The organism is Kitasatospora sp. NPDC056327, from assembly GCF_042261735.1.
Taxonomy (GTDB): Bacteria; Actinomycetota; Actinomycetes; order Streptomycetales; family Streptomycetaceae; genus Kitasatospora.
The window spans coordinates 1-18,880 of sequence record NZ_JBHJRC010000155.1 but is presented as its reverse complement, the minus strand read 5'-3'; the positions used below and the strand labels follow the sequence as shown (position 1 = coordinate 18,880).

Below are 18,880 nucleotides of genomic sequence, written 5' to 3'. Positions count from 1 at the left end.
CCACTTCCCGTGGGGCGCCGCTCTTTTTTTTTTTCCGCGCCCGGGGGGGGGGGCCCGCCGCCCGGGGGCGGGGGGGGCGGGGGCGCCGGGCCGCCCGCCCCCGCCCCCCCACGCCCCGGGTTCAGGAGGCCGTCCTCGCGGGCTTGTAGACGCACAGCGCCCAGATGATGAAGACGTCCAGCGCGATCACCACGATCGACCAGCCCGGGTAGTACGGCATCGACAGGAAACTGTCGACGGCGCTCACCACGGTGAGGACGATGGCGGCGTACCGGGCCCAGCCGGCGCCCTTGAGGAGGAAGGCGCCGACCAGCGCGACCAGCACGCCGACCACGATGTGGATCCAGCCCCAGCCGGTCAGGTCGAACCGGAAGACGTAGCGGTCGGTGGTCAGGAAGACCTCGTCGTCGTGGACCGCCATGACACCGCGCAGGAACTCCATGATGCCGTTCAGCAGCATCAGCACACCGGCGAAGACCACGAAGCCGGGCGCCCACTCGCTGAACCGGTTGTGCGAGGCCGGCGGCGGCGGTCGGCCGGTGCCGGAACGCCACGGCGGCGGCTGGTCGGGCGGGGGCTGCCCGGGCGGCGGCTGGTCGGGCGGCGGGGTCGACGGGCTGCTCATGGTCTCCTCCAGGGCCTGGGTCTCGCTCCAGGGCCGGACGCCGGGGCCGGACGGTGCCCCGGACCGGGTGCTCCCGGCCGGGCGTCCGCGGTGGCGTGCGGACTTCGACCGTCCGGCCGGCGCCGGTGCCGGGCAACCCGTCCGCACCTGTTCGGGTGACCCTCCGCCGCCCCGTTCCGGACCCCCGCCACCGGGGGGAGGGCCGGACCCGCCGGCGGCGGAACGTCCCCGAACCACGGCGCCGATTCCCGGTCCTTTACCTTCTCGTTAGGATGACCGGCATGGCAGAGGACACCGCGGACCCCGCAGAGGACACCAACGCCCCGGTGGCCGGCGACCCGCGGGCCCGGCGCCGGGGCCAGGGCGAACTGGAGGCCCAGGTGCTCGCGGTGCTCCAGCGGGCACCCGGCCCCGCCACGGCCGGCTGGGTCCAGGAACGCCTCGACGGCGACCTCGCCTACACCACCGTGATGACCATCCTCTCCCGGCTGCACGCCAAGAACGCCGTCAGCCGGACCCGGGCCGGCCGCTCCTACCTCTGGCAGGCCGCCTCCGACGCGGCCGGCCTCGCCGCCCTGCGGATGCGCCGGGTCCTCGACGGCGAACCCGACCGGGACGCCGTGCTCGCCAGCTTCGTCACCGCCCTGCTCCCGCACGACGAGGAACTGCTGCGCACCCTGCTCGACAGCGCCTCCGGCCCGGCCCCCGAGCACGGGAGCTGACCCTCCCACCGTGGGCGTCTTCGTCTTCCTCCCCCTCGTCCTGCCGCTGACGGCGCTTCCCATCGCCCGCCTCACCGAGCAGCACCTCCACCCGCGCGGCGCCGCCCGGCTGCTCACCGGCATCAGCATCGTGATGGCCCTGTGCAGCGCGGTCTGCCTGGCCCTGACCGGGGTCGTCGGCACCGCGCAGATCCCCGGCAACCCGCTGCCCGACAGCTGGTCCGACCCGGAGGTCCGGGCGGCCCTGCCGTACCACGAGACGGTCGGCACCGCGGCGCTGCTCGCCCTGGCCGTCGTCCTGGTCGCGGTGGGCCGCACGCTGGTCCGCCACCTGCGGATCCGCGCCCGCGCCCGGCGCGCCCTCGGCCGGGCCCTGCCCGCCGGGTCCGACGTCGCGCTGCTCCCCGACCCGGCGCCGTACGCCTACGCGCTGCCCGGCTCGCCGCGCTCGCCCGGGCGGATCGTGGTCTCCACCGGCATGCTGGACGGCCTCGCCGAGGACGAACGCGCCGCCCTGCTGGCCCACGAACGCGCCCACCTGGCGCACCGGCACCACCGGCACCTGCTGGCCACCCAGCTGGCGGCCTGCGTCAACCCGTTCCTGCGGCCGCTCCAGCGCGCCGTCGCCTACAGCGCGGAGCGCTGGGCCGACGAGGAGTCCGCCCAGGCCGTCGGCGACCGCAGGGTCACCGCCCGCGCCGTCGCCCGCGCCGCGCTCGCCGCCCACCGGGCCCCCGCCTACGCCGTCTTCCCGGCCTTCGCCGCCCCCGGTCCGGTTCCCCGGCGGGTCGCCGCCCTCCTCGGGCCCGTCCCCACCCCGCGCAACTGGCCCCCCGCCCGCACCCCGGCCGGCCTCGCCGCGCTCGTGGCCGCCCTCGGCACCGCGGCCTCGGCGCTCTCGGCGCTCAACGCCGCGGTGGCCCTCCTCCTCGTCCTCAAGGCGGTCACCCCGCTCTGACCGGCCTCGTCCCCGAGGAGGGCGGAACCCCCAGTGGTCCCTGAGGTCCGGCCGCCGGGCGCGTAGACACGGCGGACGCCGGGCATCGGGGTCATAGGGGGCAAGTCGTCGCGCGTGAGAGGGTGCCAGGCATGAAGGTGATCGGATTCCTACTGAATGTGCTCTGGCTGGTCTTCTGCGGGTTCTGGATGGCGATCGGTTATGTGATCGCCGGCATCGTCTGCTGCATTCTGATCATCACCATTCCGTTCGGCATCGCGTCGTTCCGGCTGGCCGGGTTCGTGATCTGGCCGTTCGGCCGGAAGGCCGTCGAGCGGCCGGACGCCGGGGCGCCGTCGTGCGTCGGGAACGTGATCTGGCTGGTCTTCGCCGGGTGGTGGCTGGCGCTGATGCACCTGGTCACCAGCATCCCGCTGTTCCTGTCGATCATCGGGATCCCGTTCGGGTGGGCGAACCTCAAGCTCATCCCGGTGTCGCTGACGCCGCTGGGGCGGGAGATCGTGTCGACGGACGAGCCGTGGGGCGGGCGTTAGGGCTTGTCCGACGAGCCCCGGGGAGGCGGTGGACGGAGGGCCGGCGGGGGCACCCGCCGGCCCTCCGGGCCGTCAGGCGGCGGGGCCGGACCGGCGCGGCCCGTCGGTGAGCTGGACGAGCATCTTGCCGGTGTTGGCGCCGCGCAGCATCCCGAGGAACGCGTCCACGACGTGCTCGAAGCCCCGGACGACGGTCTCGTCCGGGCGGACGGCGCCGGAACGCAGGTGCGGGACGAGGAAGTCGTACAGCTCGGGCCGGGCGTCGAGGTGGTCGCGGACCAGGAAGCCCTCCAGCCGCAGGCTCCGGCCGACCACGTCGAACAGGTTGCGCGGCGCGGGCGGCGGTGCCTGGAGGCTGTTGTACTGGGCGACGGCCCCGCACCAGGCGATCCGGCCGTGGTCGCGCATGACGCCGATGGCGGCCTCCAGGTGGTCGCCGCCGACGTTGTCGAGGCAGACGTGCAGGCCGTCGGGGGCGGCCTCGCGCAGCAGGTCGGCGACCGGGCCGTCGTGGCGGTCGAAGGCGGCGTCGAAGCCGACGTGCTCGGTGAGGTAGCGGACCTTGGCGGCGGAGCCGGTGCTGCCGACGATCCGGCCGGCGCCGAGCAGCCGGGCGATCCGGCCGGCCGCGGTGCCGACGCCGCCGGCCGCCGCCGAGACGAAGACCGTCTCGTCGGGCCGCAGCCGGGCGATCCGGGTCAGGCCGACCCAGGCGGAGAGCCCGGTGCCGCCGAGGATGCCGAGGTGGGCGCTGAACGGGACGCCCGGGAGGTCCGGGAGCACGAGGGTCTCGCCGGGGGTGACCACGGAGAGGGTGCGCCAGGCCCGGCGGTGGTGGACGAGCGTGCCGACGGGGAGCGCGGGCGCGCGGGACTCGACCACCCGGCCCAGGGCGCGGCCCTCCAGCGGGGCGTTCAGCAGCCAGCCGCCGGTCTCGTCCATCTCCTCGCGCATGTACGGGTCGACGGACTGGTGGATGTTCTCGACCAGGGCCTCCCCGGCGGCGAGCGGCGGGACGGGCTCGTCGAGGAAGGCGAAGTTCGCGGTGGTGGGCTCGCCGACGGGTCGGGAGACGAGGTGGACGACGCGGGCGGTCGGGCGGGACACGGTGGGCTCCGGGTGGGATCGGCGGGGCGGTGGTGATCACCGTAGGGAGCGGCGACGGGGCCGGGCAGGGTCCGGCGTCGATGGCGGGGGGCGTTCCATGAGCGGGATCGATGGATCGGGTAGCGTCGCCGGTATGACCGATCTCGCCCCGCACGAGCTGCGGGTTCTGGTCGCGGTGGCGGACGAGCGGGGGTTCACGGCCGCCGCCGCGCGCCTGGGCAGCAGCCAGTCCGCCGTCTCGCACGCCGTGCGCGTCTGCGAGCGCAAGCTCGGCGCGGTGCTGTTCGAGCGCGGGCGCCACGGCGCGCACCCCACCGGGGCGGGCGAGCGGGCGGTCGCCCACGCCCGGCGGATCCTGCGGCTGCTGGCGGTGATCGGGCCGGAGGTCCGCGCGGTCGCGGCGGGGGACGCTGCCGCCGAGGTGACCGGGGAGCTGCGGATCGCCGCCTTCCGCAGCGTCGCCGCCCATCTGCTGCCGCCGGTGCTGGCCCGGCTCGCCGCCCGCCACCCGGGGCTCACGGCACGGGTCCGGATCGTCCGCGAGATCGGCCGGGGCACGGCCGGGGAGGTCGCGGACGGCCGCGCCGACCTGGGCCTCGCCACCCTCGACCCGGCCGCGCCGCCGCTGGTGCCCGGCCTGGTCACGGCCGGGCTCTTCGAGGAGACGTACGCGCTCGTGCACCCGGCCGGGCATCCGGCGCCGCGCGGACTGCCGCTGGTCGACTGGGACGAGAACTGCGGCTCGTACACCCGCGACTGGTGGGACCGGCAGGACTGGATCCCGCCGTCGACCGTCGACGTCGAGGACGACACGGTGGCCCTCTCGCTGGTCTCCCAGGGGCTGGGCATGGCGATCATGCCCCGGACCGCGCTGCTCGGCGCCCCCGCCGGGCTGGCGGTCACCGACCTCGGGCCGCACCCGCCGAGCCGCCGCGTCGGCTACGCGACGACGCCGGAGCTGGCGGGGACGGCGGCCGTCCGCGCGCTGATCCGGGAGCTGCGGGAACTCCGCGGCCGGGGCCTGCCGGAGGGCCTCTCGGCACTCTGAGGCCCGCTCCGAGGCCGGGGCTCAGCGCGCGGCGGCGGCGACCGGACGGGTGCGCAGCGCCCAGGCCGCGGCCGGGGCCGCGCAGACCGCCGCGAGCAGCAGCGCCCCGGCCGTCACCGCACCGACCGGCCGCCACGGCAGGACCAGCGGGGCGGGCACCCGCAGCACCGCCAGCGCGGCGCGCACGGAGCCGAGCTGGACGGCGGCGACCGCGCAGCCGAGCACCGCGCCGACCGCCGTCACCAGCACCGACTCGGCGGTGACCAGCCGGACCACCTGGCCGCGGGTGGCGCCGGCGAGACGCAGCAGGGCGAGCTCGCGGCGCCGGTCCGCGGTGGTCATGAGCAGGGTGTTGGCGAGCGCGATGCCGGTGTAGACGAGGGCCAGGCCGAGCACGAGGACCAGCCGCAGCCAAGCGATCCGCGGGGACGCCCCGGCGGCGAGCCACTCCTCGCGGGTCAGTACGGCGGCGCCGTGCGGCAGGGCGGCGGCGCGGACGTCGGCCGCCCGGGCGGCGGGGCCGAGGCGGACCTCGACCCGGTCGACACGGGCGCCCGGGGCGTTGGCGGCGGTCACGTACAGGCCGTTGTCGCCGAGCCCGTCGCGCAGCACGGCGGCGACCCGCAGGGTCGTCCGGCTGCCGTCGGCGCGGACCACCGGGACCGGCTCGCCGATCCGTGTCCGGCCCCACTCGGCGGGCAGGACCAGCGAGCCGTCGTCGAGGCCGGCCGGCGAACCGGCCAGCAGGGGCAGCCGGGCGAGCGCCGCCAGAGCGGCCGGATCGGTGGTCGCCCGGGCCTCGGAGCGGACCGCCACGCCGTCCGCCTCGACGAGCGAGAGGGCGGTCGGCGCGGTGGGGGAGAGGGCCGTCACGCCGGGCACGGCGCGCAGCGCGTCGAGCAGCGGGCCCTCGGTGCCGTAGCCGGTGCCGGTGCCGGTGCCGGAGGAGCCGGAGCCGGGGAGGACGACGAGGTCGGCGCCGGTCCGGGCGCGGGCCTCCGCGGTGCGGGCGGCGCCCACGGTGTCCAGCGCGCCCGCGAGCGACCCCGTCAGCGCGACCGAGACCAGGACCGGCGCGGCCACCGCCCCCGTCCGGCGCAGGGCCGCGGCGGCGCCGGCGGGCACCAGACGGCCCGCGTAGCCGGTGCACCGGCGGGGGACGGCGCGTGCCAGGAGGCGGATCAGCGGTGGTGCGAGGAGCGGGGAGAGCAGGCCGCAGGCGCAGATCAGCCACATCGGCAGCGTGGTGTAGGTCTTGCGGTGCAGCAGGTCGGCGGGGTCGGTGGCGAGCGCGGAGCCGACCGGCAGGAGGAAGGCGAGCAGCAGGCCGAGGGCGGTCAGGAGCCGGCCGGTGGTCAGCACGCCGGTGTCGAGGTCGGCCGTGCGCAGGGCGTCCAGCGGATCGGCCCGGCCGGCCCGCCGGACGGCCGCCGCGACGCCGCCGAGGGCGACCAGCAGGCCGGTGGCGAACGCGGCGGCGAGCGGCCAGAGGGCGGTGGCCGGGGCGAAGCCGGGCGGGGCCAGGCCGGCGTCGGCGAGCCGGCCGGCGAACGCGGGCGCGCCGAGCCGGCCGAGGAGGCAGCCCGTCGCCGAGGCGGCGGCGCCGAGCACCAGCGCCTCGGTGAGCACGGTGCGGCGGACCTGCGCGCGGGTGGCACCGGCCAGGCGGAGCAGGCCGAGCTCGCGGCGGCGCCGGGCGACGGCGTAGGAGTAGGTGGAGGCGACGACGAACGACGAGACGAAGGCGCCGACCCCGCCGGCGGTGCCGAGCGCGGCGACCAGCCCGACCAGCTCCTCCCCGTCGGCGCCGCCGCTCAACGCGGCGGCGAGGCCGAGCAGCACGACGGCGGTCGTCGCGACGCCGAGCGCCAGGGCGAGGAAGGCCCCGAGGAGGGAGACCGGGCGGGCCTTCAGGGACTTGAGCGCGATCCGCAGCATTCTCATGGCGTCCAGCGAACCGCCGGGGGCGGGGGCGGCGCAGCAGGCCGGGGGCCACTTCGGACGGTAGGGCGGGCCCTACCCGTGGGGCCGCGCGGGCCGCGCCGGAAGCCGGGCCCGCCGACGTCCGGCGCAGGGGGCGCAGGGGGCGGGGCGGCGGCCCGAGCACCGGAGTACGGGCGGAAAGGTGGGCCTGGCCCTACCGACGGGCCGTACCCCGGGGTCCTAGGGTGGGCGGTCGAACGGGGGAGGGGTGCGATGGGCGACGACCGGTGGGGCGAGGTGCTCCGGCCGGGGTTCCTGCGGTCGGCGGCCCCGTGGCGGGCGGCCGGCTACCTGCTGGCGACCGGGCTGACCGGGCCGCTGCTCTGCGCGGCCCTGCTGGTGTCGGTGGTGGTCGGCGGTGCGCTGGCGGTCCTGCTGGTCGGGCTGCCGCTGCTGGCCGCGCTCGCCCTGGCCGGGCTGCCGGCCGCGGCCTGGGAGCGGCGGCTGGCCCGATTCCTGGACGGCGGACGGGTCCCGGACCCGCACCGCGTCCCCGACCGTCCGGGCCTCGCCGCCTGGCTGCGGCTGCGCTACCGCGAGCGGGCGACCTGGCGCGAGCTGGGCTTCACCGCGCTCGCCGCGTTCGTGCTCTGGCCGGTCGACCTGGCCGTGGCCGGCTGCGCCCTCGCCGTCCCCGGGTACCTGCTCGCGGCCCTTCCGCTGCTCCTGCTGGACGGTCAGCAGGTCAACGTGCTCAAGCTCTGGCAGGTCCACTCCCCGGCGGTGGCGGCCCTGTGCGGGCTGGCCGGCCTCGTCCTGCTGCCGCTGTCGGCGTACCCGGTGGCACTGGCGGCCGCCGCCCGGGCGGCGCTCGTCCGGGCGCTGCTCGGGCCCGACGGGCCGGAGCGGCGGATCGGCGAACTCGTCCGCTCCCGCGCCCGGCTGGTGGACGCCTTCGAGGCGGAGCGGCGCCGGATCGAGCGGGACCTGCACGACGGCGCCCAACAGCGGCTGGTGGCGCTGCGGATGACGCTCGGTCTCGCCCGGCTGGACGCGCCGCCGGACGGTCCGCTGGCCGCCCGGCTCGCCGACGCGCACCGCGAGGCGGGCGAAGTGCTGGCCGGACTCCGGGAGCTGATCAACGGAATCCATCCGCAGGTGCTCACCGACCGCGGCCTGCCGGAGGCCTGCACGGACGCCGCCGACCGCTCGCCGGTCCCGGTGACCACCCGCTTCGCGGTCCCCGGCCGCCTCCCGGCACCGGTCGAGTCGGCCGGCTACTTCGCCGTCACCGAGACGCTCGCCAACGTCGCCAAGCACAGCGGCGCGCGCGCCGCGACGGTCGAGGGCCGTTACGCGGACGGGCGGCTGACCATCGAGGTGACCGACGACGGCCGCGGCGGCGCCGACCCCGGGCGCGGCACCGGCCTGACCGGGCTGGCCGACCGGGTCGCGGTCGTGGACGGCACGCTGACCGTGAGCAGTCCGCCGGGCGGACCGACCCTGGTGCGGGTGGAGATCCCCTGCGCCCCGACCGACGCGGGAGCCGGACGATGAGCCTCAGGATCGTGCTCGCCGAGGACGGCGTCCTGCTCCGGGAGGGGCTGGTCGGCCTGCTGGCACGTTTCGGGCACCGGGTGGTGGCCGCCGTCGCCGACGCCGGGGCGCTGCGCACGGCGGTCGGGGAGCACGGGCCGGACCTCGTCGTCACCGACGTCCGGATGCCGCCCGGCCAGACCGACGAGGGCCTGCGCGCCGCCGTCGCCCTGCGCGAGCGGCGCCCCGGTCTGCCGGTCCTGGTGCTCAGCCAGTACGTGCAGCGCTCGTACGCGGCGGAGCTGTTGGACTCCGGGGACGGCTCCGGCGTCGGCTACCTGCTGAAGGACCGGATCGGCCAGATCGAGGAGTTCGCGGCGGCGGTCGCCGAGGTGGCGGCGGGCGGGACGGTGGTCGACCCGGAGGTGGTCCGCCAGTTGCTGCGCCGCCGCCGGGACCCGCTGGAACGGCTGACCCCGCGTGAGCGCGAGGTGCTGGCGCTGATGGCCGAGGGCCGGTCGAACGCCGCGATCTGCCGGGAGCTGGTGGTGTCCGAGGCGGCGGTGGGCAAGCACATCGGCAACATCCTCATGAAGCTGGATCTGCCCCCGGCCGCGGAGACGCACCGCAGGGTGCTGGCGGTGCTGGAGTTCCTCCGGACGTAGGGGCGGCCTCGCGGGGCGGTACACCTAGGGCGTCTCTTGTGGATCTTGTCGGACAGGCCGCGGCGAGGTGCGTGCCCCAACGCCGCGGGCCCGGCAGTGATCCACAAGAGACGCCCTAGGCCCCGGGCCGCGCCGGTCCGGGGGAGGAGGCGGCCTGCGCGTCCGCCGGCACGGCCTCGCGGAGCACGGCGAACTCCGCCGCCAGCGAGGCCGGCGTGTAGTGGGCGTTGAGACCGCTGGGGTTGGGCAGCACCCAGACCACGGTGTCCCCGATGGTCGGCTCCTGCCGCCCGACCGACGCCGTCCGCCGGCCGAAGGCCGTGCGGTAGGCGCCGATCCCGAGCACCGCCAGCACCCGCGGGCGCAGCCGCAGCACCCGCTCGGTGAGCGCGGCGCCGCCCGCGCGCAGCTCGTCCGCGGTCAGCTCGTCGGCCTTGGCGGTGGCGCGCGGGGCGACGTTGGTGATGCCGAGGCCGAGGACGAGCAGCTCCCGCTGCTCGTCCGGGCGGAACTGACGGGGCGTGAAGCCGGAGCGGTGCAGGGCGGGCCAGAACCGGTTGCCCGGGCGGGCGAAGTGGTGGCCGGTGGCCCCGGACCAGAGCCCGGGGTTGATGCCGCAGAACAGGACGCGCAGTCCGGGGGCCGTGACGTCCTCGATGGTGGTGTCCCGGGCGGCGAGCAACTGCTCCGCGGTCGGCCTCGGCGGGGTGGTCGGCTTCTCGGCCGGCTTCTCGGTCACCGCTCCAGTGTGCCGGTGGACGCGCCCGCCCCGGTGCCCGCCCCGGTGCCCGCCCCGGTGCCCGCCCCGGCCGCGGCCGGAGTGGCCGGGGCCGTCCGGCTCGCCGCCAGCGACCGCGTCCGGCGCCGCTCCCGCAGCCACCGCACGCCGTACACCGCCGCCGCCGCGTACGCCCAGCCGACGAAGACGTCCACCAGGTAGTGCTCCGCCCCGTAGACCAGGGCGAAGGTCATCGCGAGCGGGTACGCCACCAGCAGCACCCGCACCCAGCGCGCCGCGGTCGGCCAGAAGAAGAACAGGAGCATCGCCGGGTACGCCGAGTGCAGCGAGGGCATCGCGGCGACGTCGTTGGCGAACTGGCTGCCGTTCTCGAAGACCGACGCGGCGCGCGGCAGCCCGCTCTCGGTGAGCACGTCCGAGACCACCCGGGTCAGCGCCGGCAGGTGTCCCTCCTGGGAGGACAGCCACGGCGGCACCGCCGGGTACAGGATGTACGTCGCGAAGCCCGCGAAGGTCAGCACCAGGTAGCAGGTGAGCAGGTGCCGGAACCGGTCGTGGCGGCGGCGCCACAGCACCGCGAGGATCACGAACACCGCGAAGAAGTGCGACATGTAGACGGCGACCGCCGCGTAGTCCCACCACTGCGGCGACCCCGGTGTGTAGAGCCCGTGCTGGAGCCGGACGGTCAGCGTCTCGCCGAGGCCGATGGCCTCGTCGGCGCGCTGCTGCGGCCACAGGTACGGGCCCCAGGGGGTGTGCGCGCCGTAGCCGCGCAGCAGCGAGTACGTCCAGACGACGGCCATCACCGGAACCCAGTCGCGCAGCACCAGCAGGAAGCCGCGCGCGCCGTGCCCGCTGTGCACGCCGGCGGCCACCAGGGCGCCCATCAGCCACAGGAAGACCAGGTCGTTGGTGTACGGCAGCCCGTACCTGCCCAGGTACCAGAGCAGGGCGGCGAGGTAGAGCGGCCACGCCAGCAGCCGGAGCCGGGACAGGACGCCGCCGGGGCGCGCGCCGTTCCGGGAGCCGGTCGCCGGACGCAGCCGCCCGGCGCTCGCGGGAGGGGTGGGCGGCGCCGGGCGGAGCATTCTGGTCATGCCGGTCGAAGCTAGCAAGGCATTCTTGGAGAACTCTCGGTGCGAACGTCCGGTCCGTTCAGGAATGGTTCAGAATTGCCCCGGTTGGTGCAGTGCGCCGGCCGGCCGGGCGGGGTTCAGGAGACGGTGCCGAGTTCGTGCGGGGTGTTGTTGAAGCGCCGTCCGCCGTTCTCGGTGACCGTCACGATGTCCTCGATCCGCACCCCGAACCGGCCCGGCAGGTAGACGCCCGGCTCGATCGAGAAGCACATGCCGGGCACCAGCGGCCGCTCCTCGCCCTCGACCAGGTACGGCGGCTCGTGCGTGGTGATGCCGATTCCGTGGCCGGTGCGGTGGATGAAGTACTCGCCGTACCCGGCCCCGGTGATGACCCGGCGGGCGATCCGGTCGATCTCCTGGCAGGCCACCCCGGGCCGCACGGCCTCGAACGCGGTCTGCTGCGCCTGCCGGACGACCTCGTGGACCTTCCGCACCTCGTCGGGGACGTCGGGGCCGACGTGCACCGTGCGGGTGGTGTCGGAGCCGTAGCCGTCCCGGAGGCCGCCGAAGTCCAGCACGACGGTGTCGCCGGTCGCGATCACCCGGTCGCCCGCCTCGTGGTGCGGGTTGGCGCCGTTGGGGCCGGAGCCGACCACGGTGAAGTCGACCTGGCTGTGGCCGTACTGGATGAGCAGCGCGGCGAGGTCGGCGGCGACGTCGGTCTCCCGACGGCCGGCGAAGGTCACCTCCAGGATGCCCCGGTAGGCGGCGTCGGCGGCGCCGCCGGCCCCGGCCAGCCGGTCCAGCTCGTCGGGGTCCTTGACCGCCCTCAGCATCGGCAGGGTCTCGGTGAGGGAGGTCCAGCCGGTGCCCGGCAGGGCGGCCTGGAGTCCGAGCAGGTGCATCGCCCAGGCGTTGTCGGAGATCCCGTAGCGGCCGGCCGGGTCGATCAGCGGGGCGGCGGTGGCGTACGGGTCCCGGCCGTCGGTCCAGTCGAGCAGCCGGACGGCGGGGGCGCCCGGGGCCCGCTCGGCGTCGGGGCGTTCCAGGGCGGGGACGACCAGCGCGGGCTCGCGGCCCGCGGTGAGGACGAGGGCGGTGAGGCGCTCGGTGACCGCGGTGGGCTGGTAGCCCGTGAGGTACACCAGGTCGGGGCCGGGGGCGACGACCAGACCGGCGAGTCCGGCGTCGGCGGCGGCGGAGGCGGCCCGGTCGAGACGGGTGCGGTAGTCCTCGGTGGTGAAGGGTCGGCTCATGCGAGGGTCTCCTGGGGGAGCTCGACGGTGTCCGGTGGGTGCGTCGGCCTCATCACGGCCGGCGGGTGTTCGCGTAGTGCCTGAGGAAGAGCGCCTCGACGTGGGCCATGTGCTCGATCTCGCCGGGGTCGACGCTCTCGTCGGGCGCGTGGATCAGGCAGCGCGGCTCCTCGACGCCCATCAGGATGATCTCCGCGTCCGGGAAGGTCCCGGCGAACACGTTGCAGAGCGGGATCGAGCCGCCCTGCCCGAGGAACGCGAGCGGGCGTCCGTAGACCTCCCGGGCGGCCCGGTCGAGCGCCGCGTACGCCGGTCCGCCGGTGGCGGCGCGGAACGGCGAACCGGTGCTCTCCGGCGCCACCTCGATCCGCACGCCCCACGGCGCGGCTGCCTCCAGGTGGGCGGTGAGCGCGGCCCGGGCGGCCTGTGCGTCGATGCCGGGCGGCACCCGCAGGCTGACCCGGGCCCGGGCGGTGGCCGGGACGGCGGCGGCGGAGCCGACCACCGGCGGGCAGTCGATGCCGAGCACGGTGACCGCCGGCCGGGCCCAGAGCCGGTCGGCGACGCTGCCGGATCCGGTCAGCCGGACGCCGTCGAGCACGCCCGCGTCGGCCCGGAACCGCTGCTCGTCGTAGCCGGCGCCGCTCCAGGTGCCGTCGCAGTCCAGGCCGTCGATCCGGGTGCCGCCGTCGGGGTCGCGCAGTGAGTCGAGGACGCGGATCAGGGCGGCGAGCGCGTCCGGGGCGGGGCCGCCGAACATGCCGGAGTGCACGTCGCCGGCGAGCGCGGAGACGGTGACCACCACGTTCGTCAGACCGCGCAGCGAGGTGGTGGCGGTGGGGACGCCGACCGCGGCGTTGCCGGTGTCGCAGACCAGCAGCGCGTGGGCGTGCAGGTCGGCGGCGTGCGGTGGCACGTAGGCCTCCAGTCCGCCGGTGCCCTGCTCCTCCGAGCCCTCGACGACCAGTTTGAGGCCCACCGGCAGGTCGTCGCCGAGCGCCCGCAGCGCGGTGAGGTGCATGACGATGTTGCCCTTGCAGTCCGCGGTGCCGCGCCCGTACCAGCGGCCGTCGCGCTCGGTGAGCTCGAACGGCGGTGAGTTCCAGGCCTTGTCGTCGAGCGGGGGCTGGACGTCGTAGTGGGCGTAGAGCAGGACGGTCGGCGCGCCGGGCGGCGGCGGGCGGTGGCCGACCACGGCGTGGCTGCCGTCCGGGGTCTCCTCCAGCCGGACGTCGCGCAGACCGGCGTCGGTGAAGGCGGCGGCGACCCACTCGGCGGCGCGGCGGCACTCCTCGGGCGGGTACTGGCGGGGGTCGGCGACGGAGGGGATGGCGACCAGTTCGGCCAGGTCGGCCCGGGCCCGCGGCATCAGTTCGGCGATGCGGCGGGCGAGTTCGTCGGTCATGGGGGCTCCTTCCCGGGGCCGGGCGGACCGGCTCCGGACGTTCCTCGGCCGGGCGTTCCCGGGCCGGGTGTTCGTCGGCCGGGTGTTCCCGGGCCGGGCGTCAGTTGCGGACGGTGTCGCGGAGCTTGAGGTCGTCGATCCTGTCCTTGATGGCGGCGAGCTTGTCCGGGCAGTACACCGAGAGCACGATCGACTCGGCGAAGACCACCTCGCGGTCGGAGAGCACCGGCCGCTGGCCGGGGCCGCCCGCCCCGTTGGACATGCCGTACTTCCACTGCGCCTGCTTGAGGGCGTTGGCCGGGTCCTCGCAGACGGCGCCGCCGTCCTCGCCCAGGGTGTGCACGATCTGGCTCTGCGACGGCACCGGGTAGCCGGCGGCGGTCAGCGCCTCGGAGAGCTGCTGCGCCTTGCGGTTGGCCTCGTTGGTCTCGTGCAGCTGGGAGTAGGTGAGCAGACCGGTGACCAGCATGCCGACCAGGAGGACGACCGCGCCGAGGTAGATCCAGCGGTGGCGGGAGGCCATCGGATTGCGGGTCATGCCGCACCGCCCTTCCGCGGCCCGTCGGAGGGCCCGTCACCCGGTCCGTCGAAGGGTCCGCCGGAGGGCCCGTCGCCGGTGGAGCCGCCGAAGGCTCCGCCCTGTCCGGCGGCCGCGCGCTCGGCCGCCTCCTGGGCGGCGAGCTCGGCCTGCGCCTCGGGCGAGCGCCACCCCGGCTTGCGCAGCCGCAGGAACAGGTACGGGATCAGCAGGCCCAGCACCAGCAGGCCGCCGCCGACGATCACCACGTACGACCAGACCGAGCCGCTGCCGAACTGCGAGGAGGGCACGAACCCGATCGCCATCGCCGCCGCCGAGGCCACCAGGCCGGTGACGGCGATCGGCACCAGCGCCGGTGCCCGGTAGCCGCGCGGGTGGTCGGGCTGGGTCCGGCGCAGCCGGATCGCGGCGGCGAACATCAGCAGGTAGACGATCAGGTACACCTGCGTGGTGATCACCGAGAAGATCCAGTAGGCGCTGGAGACGTTCGGGATCAGGGCGTACGCGAGGGCGATGACCGTGGTGACCACGCCCTGGGTGACCAGCAGGTTCTGCTGGACGCCCTCCTTGTTGAGCTTCTGCAGGAACGGCGGGAGGTAGCCCTCCTGGCGGGAGATCATCAGCAGGCCCTTGGACGGCCCGGCGAGCCAGGTGAGCATCCCGCCGAGCGAGGCGGCGACCAGCGCCACCGCGATCACCGGGGTGAGCCAGCCGATGTGGAAGTACTGGAAGAAGGAGTCGAAGGCCTGCATCACACCGGCGGTCAGGCTCAGGTCGCTGGACGGCACCACCCAGCTGATCGCCAGCGCGGGCAGGATGAAGATCGCCAGCACCATCCCGGAGGCGGTGAACATCGCCCGCGGGAACTCCCTGGCCGGGTCGCGCAGCGAGGAGACGTGCACCGCGTTCATCTCCATGCCGGAGTAGCTGAGGAAGTTGTTGACGATCAGCACCAGGCTGGCCAGGCCGGTCCACTGCGGGAACAGGTGCGCCGCGTTCATCGGGGCGGCGGAGGGGTTGCCCTGGCCGAGGAAGACGAAACCCAGGACGACGAGCAGGGTGCCGGGGATCAGGGTGCCGATGACCAGGCCCATCGAGGAGAGACCGGCCACCGCCTGGGTGCCCCGGGAGGAGACCCAGACGCCGGCCCAGTACAGCACCATGATCACGATCGCGGTGTACGGGCCGTTGCTCGCGAGGCCCGGGTCGACCACGTAGGCGATGGTCGAGGCCACGTAGGCGAGCAGCGACGGGTAGTAGAAGATCGTCATCGCGAACTGGCACCAGACGGCCAGGAAGCCCATCGGCTTCGACAGGCCCTCCGACACCCAGCGGTAGACGCCGCCCTCCCAGCCGGACGCCAGCTCGGCCGAGACCAGCGCGGTCGGCAGCAGGAAGACGATGGCCGGGAGGAGGTAGAGGAAGACGCAGGCCAGGCCGTAGACCGCCATGGTCGGTGCGGAGCGGAGGCTGGCCACCGAACTGGTGGTCATCAGGGCGAGCGTCAGCCAGGACATCCGCGGGGCGTTGGCGATCCTGGTGGCCACCGCGCCGGTGCCTTCGCGGGCGGTCCGCGAAGACCTGCCGTCGGAGGCGCCGCCGGAGCCGCCGCCCGGGCCGGTGGAACCGCCGGAGCCGGTGGAGCCGCCCGAGCCCGTGGAGCCGGCGGGACTGCCCCGGCCGGACGACGGTATGTCCATCGAACTCATGGGTCCTCCTGGGTGGCCCGCCGGCACTCGTCCGGGGTCGGCCCCGGCGCGGGCCGTACCCGGTCAGTTCACCCGGTTGGCGACGGGGCCGCATGCGGCGCGCACCCGCACGGGTGAGCGAACGTCAGGCGGTGGCCGTCGCCGGCTCCGGCGCCCGCTCGGGCCAGGTGGCGCGGCGCAGCGCCCGGCCGGCCGTCATCGGGAGCAGCGCCGCACCGAGCAGCGCGGCCACCGCGCCGAGCGCCACCGCGGGGGAGAAGTGGTCCAGCAGCAGCCCGCTGCCGACCGTTCCGGCGGGCATCCCGACGGTGAACAGCGTCATCGTCGCGGCGATCACCCGCCCGCGGAGCGCGTCCGGGACCTGCCGGAACACCAGCAGGTCGATCATCACCCGCAGCGTCGGGATGCCCAGGCCCACTAGGAACAGCGCGGCGAAGACGGTGACGGGCCCGCCCGGCAGCAGCGGCGCGAGCGTCACGGGGACGGTCAGCCAGCAGACCGCGAGCAGCAGCACCCCGGGGCCGGCGTACCGGTGCAGCCGGCCGACCAGGAGGGTGCCGGCGAGCGCCCCGACCGCCTCGCCGGCCAGCGCCAGGCCGATGCCGGCGCTGGAGGTGCCCTGGCCGCGCAGGACGACCATCACCGGCAGCAGCATCGCGGCGGCGGCGACGTTGATGAGCAGGACGGCGGTGACGACCGGGCGGAGCAGGCTGTCGCGGACCACGTGGCGGTAGCCGGCCAGGGCGTCGGGCCCGGGCTTCGCCCCGTGCCCGTGCCCGTCCCCGGCCTTGGCCCCGTGCCCGGCCGGGTCGCCCTTCCGGCTGCCGCGCCGGCTGCCGGGCGCGCTCCCGGTGCCGGCCGGTGCCTCCGGCCGGCCCGGGAAGCGGACCAGCAGCGCGGCGGTCAGCGCGAGCAGCGAGGCGATCGCCGTGCCGACGAACGGTGCCGCCCGGCCGAGCCCGAGCAGCGCCCCCGCCAGCGGAGGCCCGACCAGCGCGGCACCGCTCATCCGGGCCTCGTCCTGGGCCAGCGCCTGCCGCAGCTGCTCCGGCGGTACCACCGAGCGCACCGCGATCAGCCGGACCGGACCGGTGTAGGCGATGGTCGCGCCGATCACCACCGCGACCAGCAGGGTGTGCGCCACGGTGAGGCGGTCCAGCGCCATGGCGAGCGGGACGCTGGCGCAGGCGATCAGCCGGACGGCGTCGCCGGCGATCAGCACCCGCCGGCGGTCGTGGCGGTCGGCGACGACCCCGCCGTGGATGCCGAAGAGCACGGAGGCGCCGATCTGCAGGGCGCCGAACGCCCCGGCGAGGGTGGAGGAGCCGGTGAGCCCGAGCAGCAGCAGCGGGTAGGCGGTGTCGGCGAGGTGCAGGCCGAGGGTGGCGCCGGCCTGACCGGTCCAGAGCGCCTGGAACCGCCAGTTGCGTCGCAGCGGGACGGGGGGTGGGGCCGCCTCCGAGATGTCGCCGCTGGTGGTCGTGGTGTCCGTGCTCATCGGGTGTCTCCCCCTCGATCGGCGCTCACTGTCGCGTCATCGTTCACGCTTTCGTGAATGATGACGTCAAGGTGATTGATTGCGCAAGGGTGAAGGGTTGATTGCCCGGTGCGGTGGCGATCTGCGAGGGTTGGCCCGTGGCCGAGAACATCGAGAACGCCGAGCAGGCCGAGCGAGCCGAGCGAGCCGAGCGAGCCGAGCAGGTCGGGCAGGTCGGGAGCGCCGGGAAGGCCGGGGGCTCCGGGGGTACCGATCGGCCCGGGAGTGCCGAGGGGGTCGGCGTCGCCGACGAGGGGCGGGCCGGCCCCGCCCCGCTCAAGGAGCGCCGGGTGGAGGACGCCGCCACCCTCAAGGCCCTCGCCGACCCGCTGCGCCTCGCGATCCTCGACGTCCTGATGGCCGCCCTCGCCACCGGAGCGCTCACCGCCAAGGAGATCGCCGCCGCGCTCGACGAGCCGCAGACCAAGCTCTACCGCCACCTCAAGCAACTGGAGAAGGCCGGCCTGGTCCGCGTCGCCGGCACCCGGTTGGTCTCCGGCATCGTCGAGAGCCGCTACGCCCCGGCCCAGGCGTCACTGCGGCTCGCCCCGGAGATCTTCGCCCCCGGATCTCCCGCCCGGATCGACGCCTACGACGCGATGCTCGCCGCGATGGACCGCGTGCGCGGCGACTTCCGCGCCCACGTGATGGCCGACCGCATCGACTTCGCCGCCGCACCCGACGACGCCGAGGCCGGCCCGCCCGGCATGTTCTCGCACTTCACCTACCGGCTCGCGCCCGAGCGACTGCGCCGACTGCGTCGTCAACTCGCGGAAATCTTCGAAGAGTTGGCGGCGGAGGGGGAGAGCGGCGCCGAGGACGCGGTGGAGGCGACCCTGTTCACCCTGCTCTACGGCGTCAGCCCCGAGCCTGTCGTCGACTCTCGGACCGGTACCCGACCGGGCACGGAATCGTAAACGCCGGGCGCACTGTCGGTGCCATGGTTCACGATGACTGAATGTCATACGAACTTCAGGCGCTGATCGGCCCGGCAGAGCTGGTCGCGGTGGCGGCCGCCGAGGTTCCGGCGGCCCGCTCGCGACCGCTCGCCCAGGGGCTGGCACTCATCCCGGCGACCCCCGGGTTCCTGGCCGCCCTCCGGGTCGGCGACGAGGGCCCCGCCTCGCCGGGTACCGCCGGCTTCGACTGGTTCCCCGACGGCCTCGAACGCCGGCTCGCCGCCTGGTCCAAGGCCGGCCCGATCGCCTGTGTCGAGGCCGACTACTTCGGCGGCACCGGCACCCAGCGCGCCGCCCTCTGGGCCGACGGCCGCCTCGTCCTCGGCCCGCTCACCAACGGAGAACTCGAACCCCTCCCGCCCGAGGGCACCCCCATCTCCCGCGTCCTGCGCCGCCTCGGCGTCCGCGTGACGGACGGCGGCACCCAGCACGACGAGTTCGACGCGGCCGGCCTCGCCGCCCACCGCACCACGTCCGCCTGGGCCACCACCCCCTGAACCCCGCCGGACACGGCGACGGCCCTGGCCGGCAGCCTCGAACGGGC

Annotated in this window: 18 protein-coding genes; 8 read left to right on the top strand and 10 right to left on the bottom strand. The window is 75.7% G+C overall.

All coding sequences use genetic code 11. The annotated features are described in order from the left end of the window. Nucleotides 1–121 precede the first annotated feature (121 nt). Complete coding sequence (locus tag ACFCX4_RS22060; protein ID WP_376144955.1) at nucleotides 122–625, bottom strand: hypothetical protein; 504 nt, start codon at nucleotides 623–625, stop codon at nucleotides 122–124. 281 nt (nucleotides 626–906) lie between these two features. Here ACFCX4_RS22060 and ACFCX4_RS22055 point away from each other — a divergent pair, with 281 nt between their 5' ends. The 3 genes from ACFCX4_RS22055 to ACFCX4_RS22045 all read left to right on the top strand — a co-directional run bounded on the left by ACFCX4_RS22055 (nucleotide 907) and on the right by ACFCX4_RS22045 (nucleotide 2,838). Beyond that, complete coding sequence (locus ACFCX4_RS22055; RefSeq protein WP_376144953.1) at nucleotides 907–1,347, top strand: BlaI/MecI/CopY family transcriptional regulator; 441 nt, start codon at nucleotides 907–909, stop codon at nucleotides 1,345–1,347. 10 nt (nucleotides 1,348–1,357) lie between these two features. After that, nucleotides 1,358–2,305, top strand: a complete 948-nt coding sequence (locus tag ACFCX4_RS22050) for a M48 family metalloprotease (RefSeq protein WP_376144951.1) — start codon at nucleotides 1,358–1,360, stop codon at nucleotides 2,303–2,305. 131 nt (nucleotides 2,306–2,436) lie between these two features. Beyond that, a complete protein-coding gene (locus tag ACFCX4_RS22045; protein ID WP_376144949.1) occupies nucleotides 2,437–2,838 on the top strand; it encodes a YccF domain-containing protein in 402 nt (133 codons plus the stop codon). A gap of 72 nt (nucleotides 2,839–2,910) precedes the next feature. On the opposite strand, the gene ACFCX4_RS22040 is transcribed toward ACFCX4_RS22045, so the two are convergent. Continuing rightward, nucleotides 2,911–3,945, bottom strand: a complete 1,035-nt coding sequence (locus ACFCX4_RS22040) for an NADP-dependent oxidoreductase (RefSeq protein WP_376144947.1) — start codon at nucleotides 3,943–3,945, stop codon at nucleotides 2,911–2,913. A gap of 133 nt (nucleotides 3,946–4,078) precedes the next feature. Here ACFCX4_RS22040 and ACFCX4_RS22035 point away from each other — a divergent pair, with 133 nt between their 5' ends. Next, a complete protein-coding gene (locus ACFCX4_RS22035) occupies nucleotides 4,079–4,993 on the top strand; it encodes a LysR family transcriptional regulator (protein ID WP_376144945.1) in 915 nt (304 codons plus the stop codon). Nucleotides 4,994–5,014: 21 nt separating this feature from the next. Here ACFCX4_RS22035 and ACFCX4_RS22030 read toward each other — a convergent pair whose 3' ends face one another. Next, complete coding sequence (locus ACFCX4_RS22030; RefSeq protein ID WP_376144943.1) at nucleotides 5,015–6,937, bottom strand: FtsX-like permease family protein; 1,923 nt, start codon at nucleotides 6,935–6,937, stop codon at nucleotides 5,015–5,017. Between the two features lie 252 nt (nucleotides 6,938–7,189). Here ACFCX4_RS22030 and ACFCX4_RS22025 point away from each other — a divergent pair, with 252 nt between their 5' ends. Together ACFCX4_RS22025 and ACFCX4_RS22020 are read left to right on the top strand one after the other, a co-directional pair. Then, a complete protein-coding gene (locus tag ACFCX4_RS22025) occupies nucleotides 7,190–8,473 on the top strand; it encodes a sensor histidine kinase (protein ID WP_376144941.1) in 1,284 nt (427 codons plus the stop codon). Nucleotides 8,474–8,484: 11 nt separating this feature from the next. Next, nucleotides 8,485–9,117 carry a response regulator gene (locus tag ACFCX4_RS22020; protein WP_376144959.1) on the top strand — a complete coding sequence of 211 codons (633 nt, stop codon included), beginning with the start codon at nucleotides 8,485–8,487 and terminating at the stop codon, nucleotides 9,115–9,117. Between the two features lie 115 nt (nucleotides 9,118–9,232). On the opposite strand, the gene mug is transcribed toward ACFCX4_RS22020, so the two are convergent. From mug to ACFCX4_RS21985, 7 genes are all read right to left on the bottom strand, one after another. Further along, entirely contained in the window at nucleotides 9,233–9,856 is a 624-nt protein-coding gene (gene mug / locus ACFCX4_RS22015; RefSeq protein ID WP_376144939.1) for a G/U mismatch-specific DNA glycosylase, read from the bottom strand. Further along, nucleotides 9,853–10,953 (bottom strand): phosphatase PAP2 family protein, encoded by a 1,101-nt coding sequence (locus tag ACFCX4_RS22010; protein WP_376144937.1) that lies wholly within the window; start codon nucleotides 10,951–10,953, stop codon nucleotides 9,853–9,855. Before ACFCX4_RS22010 ends, mug begins: the two co-directional genes overlap by 4 nt. 116 nt (nucleotides 10,954–11,069) lie before the next feature. Then, nucleotides 11,070–12,188: an aminopeptidase P family protein gene (locus ACFCX4_RS22005; protein ID WP_376144936.1), complete on the bottom strand. Its 1,119-nt coding sequence runs from the start codon at nucleotides 12,186–12,188 to the stop codon at nucleotides 11,070–11,072. A 52-nt stretch (nucleotides 12,189–12,240) separates the two neighbouring features. Next, on the bottom strand, nucleotides 12,241–13,593 hold the full coding sequence (locus ACFCX4_RS22000; protein WP_376144934.1) for a dipeptidase: 1,353 nt from the start codon (nucleotides 13,591–13,593) through the stop codon (nucleotides 12,241–12,243). A 100-nt stretch (nucleotides 13,594–13,693) separates the two neighbouring features. Next, nucleotides 13,694–14,131, bottom strand: a complete 438-nt coding sequence (locus ACFCX4_RS21995) for a hypothetical protein (RefSeq protein ID WP_376144932.1) — start codon at nucleotides 14,129–14,131, stop codon at nucleotides 13,694–13,696. Beyond that, nucleotides 14,128–15,648, bottom strand: coding sequence for an APC family permease (locus ACFCX4_RS21990; RefSeq protein ID WP_376144957.1), 1,521 nt, complete (start codon nucleotides 15,646–15,648; stop codon nucleotides 14,128–14,130). The genes ACFCX4_RS21995 and ACFCX4_RS21990 overlap by 4 nt, the downstream gene beginning before the upstream one ends. A 316-nt stretch (nucleotides 15,649–15,964) precedes the next feature. Beyond that, a complete protein-coding gene (locus tag ACFCX4_RS21985) occupies nucleotides 15,965–17,338 on the bottom strand; it encodes an MFS transporter (RefSeq protein ID WP_376144930.1) in 1,374 nt (457 codons plus the stop codon). Nucleotides 17,339–17,475: 137 nt separating this feature from the next. Between ACFCX4_RS21985 and ACFCX4_RS21980 the strand changes: the two genes are divergently transcribed. After that, the gene (locus ACFCX4_RS21980; protein ID WP_376144928.1) at nucleotides 17,476–18,294 is read left to right on the top strand and encodes an ArsR/SmtB family transcription factor; all 819 of its coding nucleotides are present in this window, start codon (nucleotides 17,476–17,478) and stop codon (nucleotides 18,292–18,294) included. Nucleotides 18,295–18,335: 41 nt separating this feature from the next. Beyond that, nucleotides 18,336–18,833 (top strand): hypothetical protein, encoded by a 498-nt coding sequence (locus ACFCX4_RS21975; protein ID WP_376144926.1) that lies wholly within the window; start codon nucleotides 18,336–18,338, stop codon nucleotides 18,831–18,833. Nucleotides 18,834–18,880 lie beyond the last annotated feature (47 nt).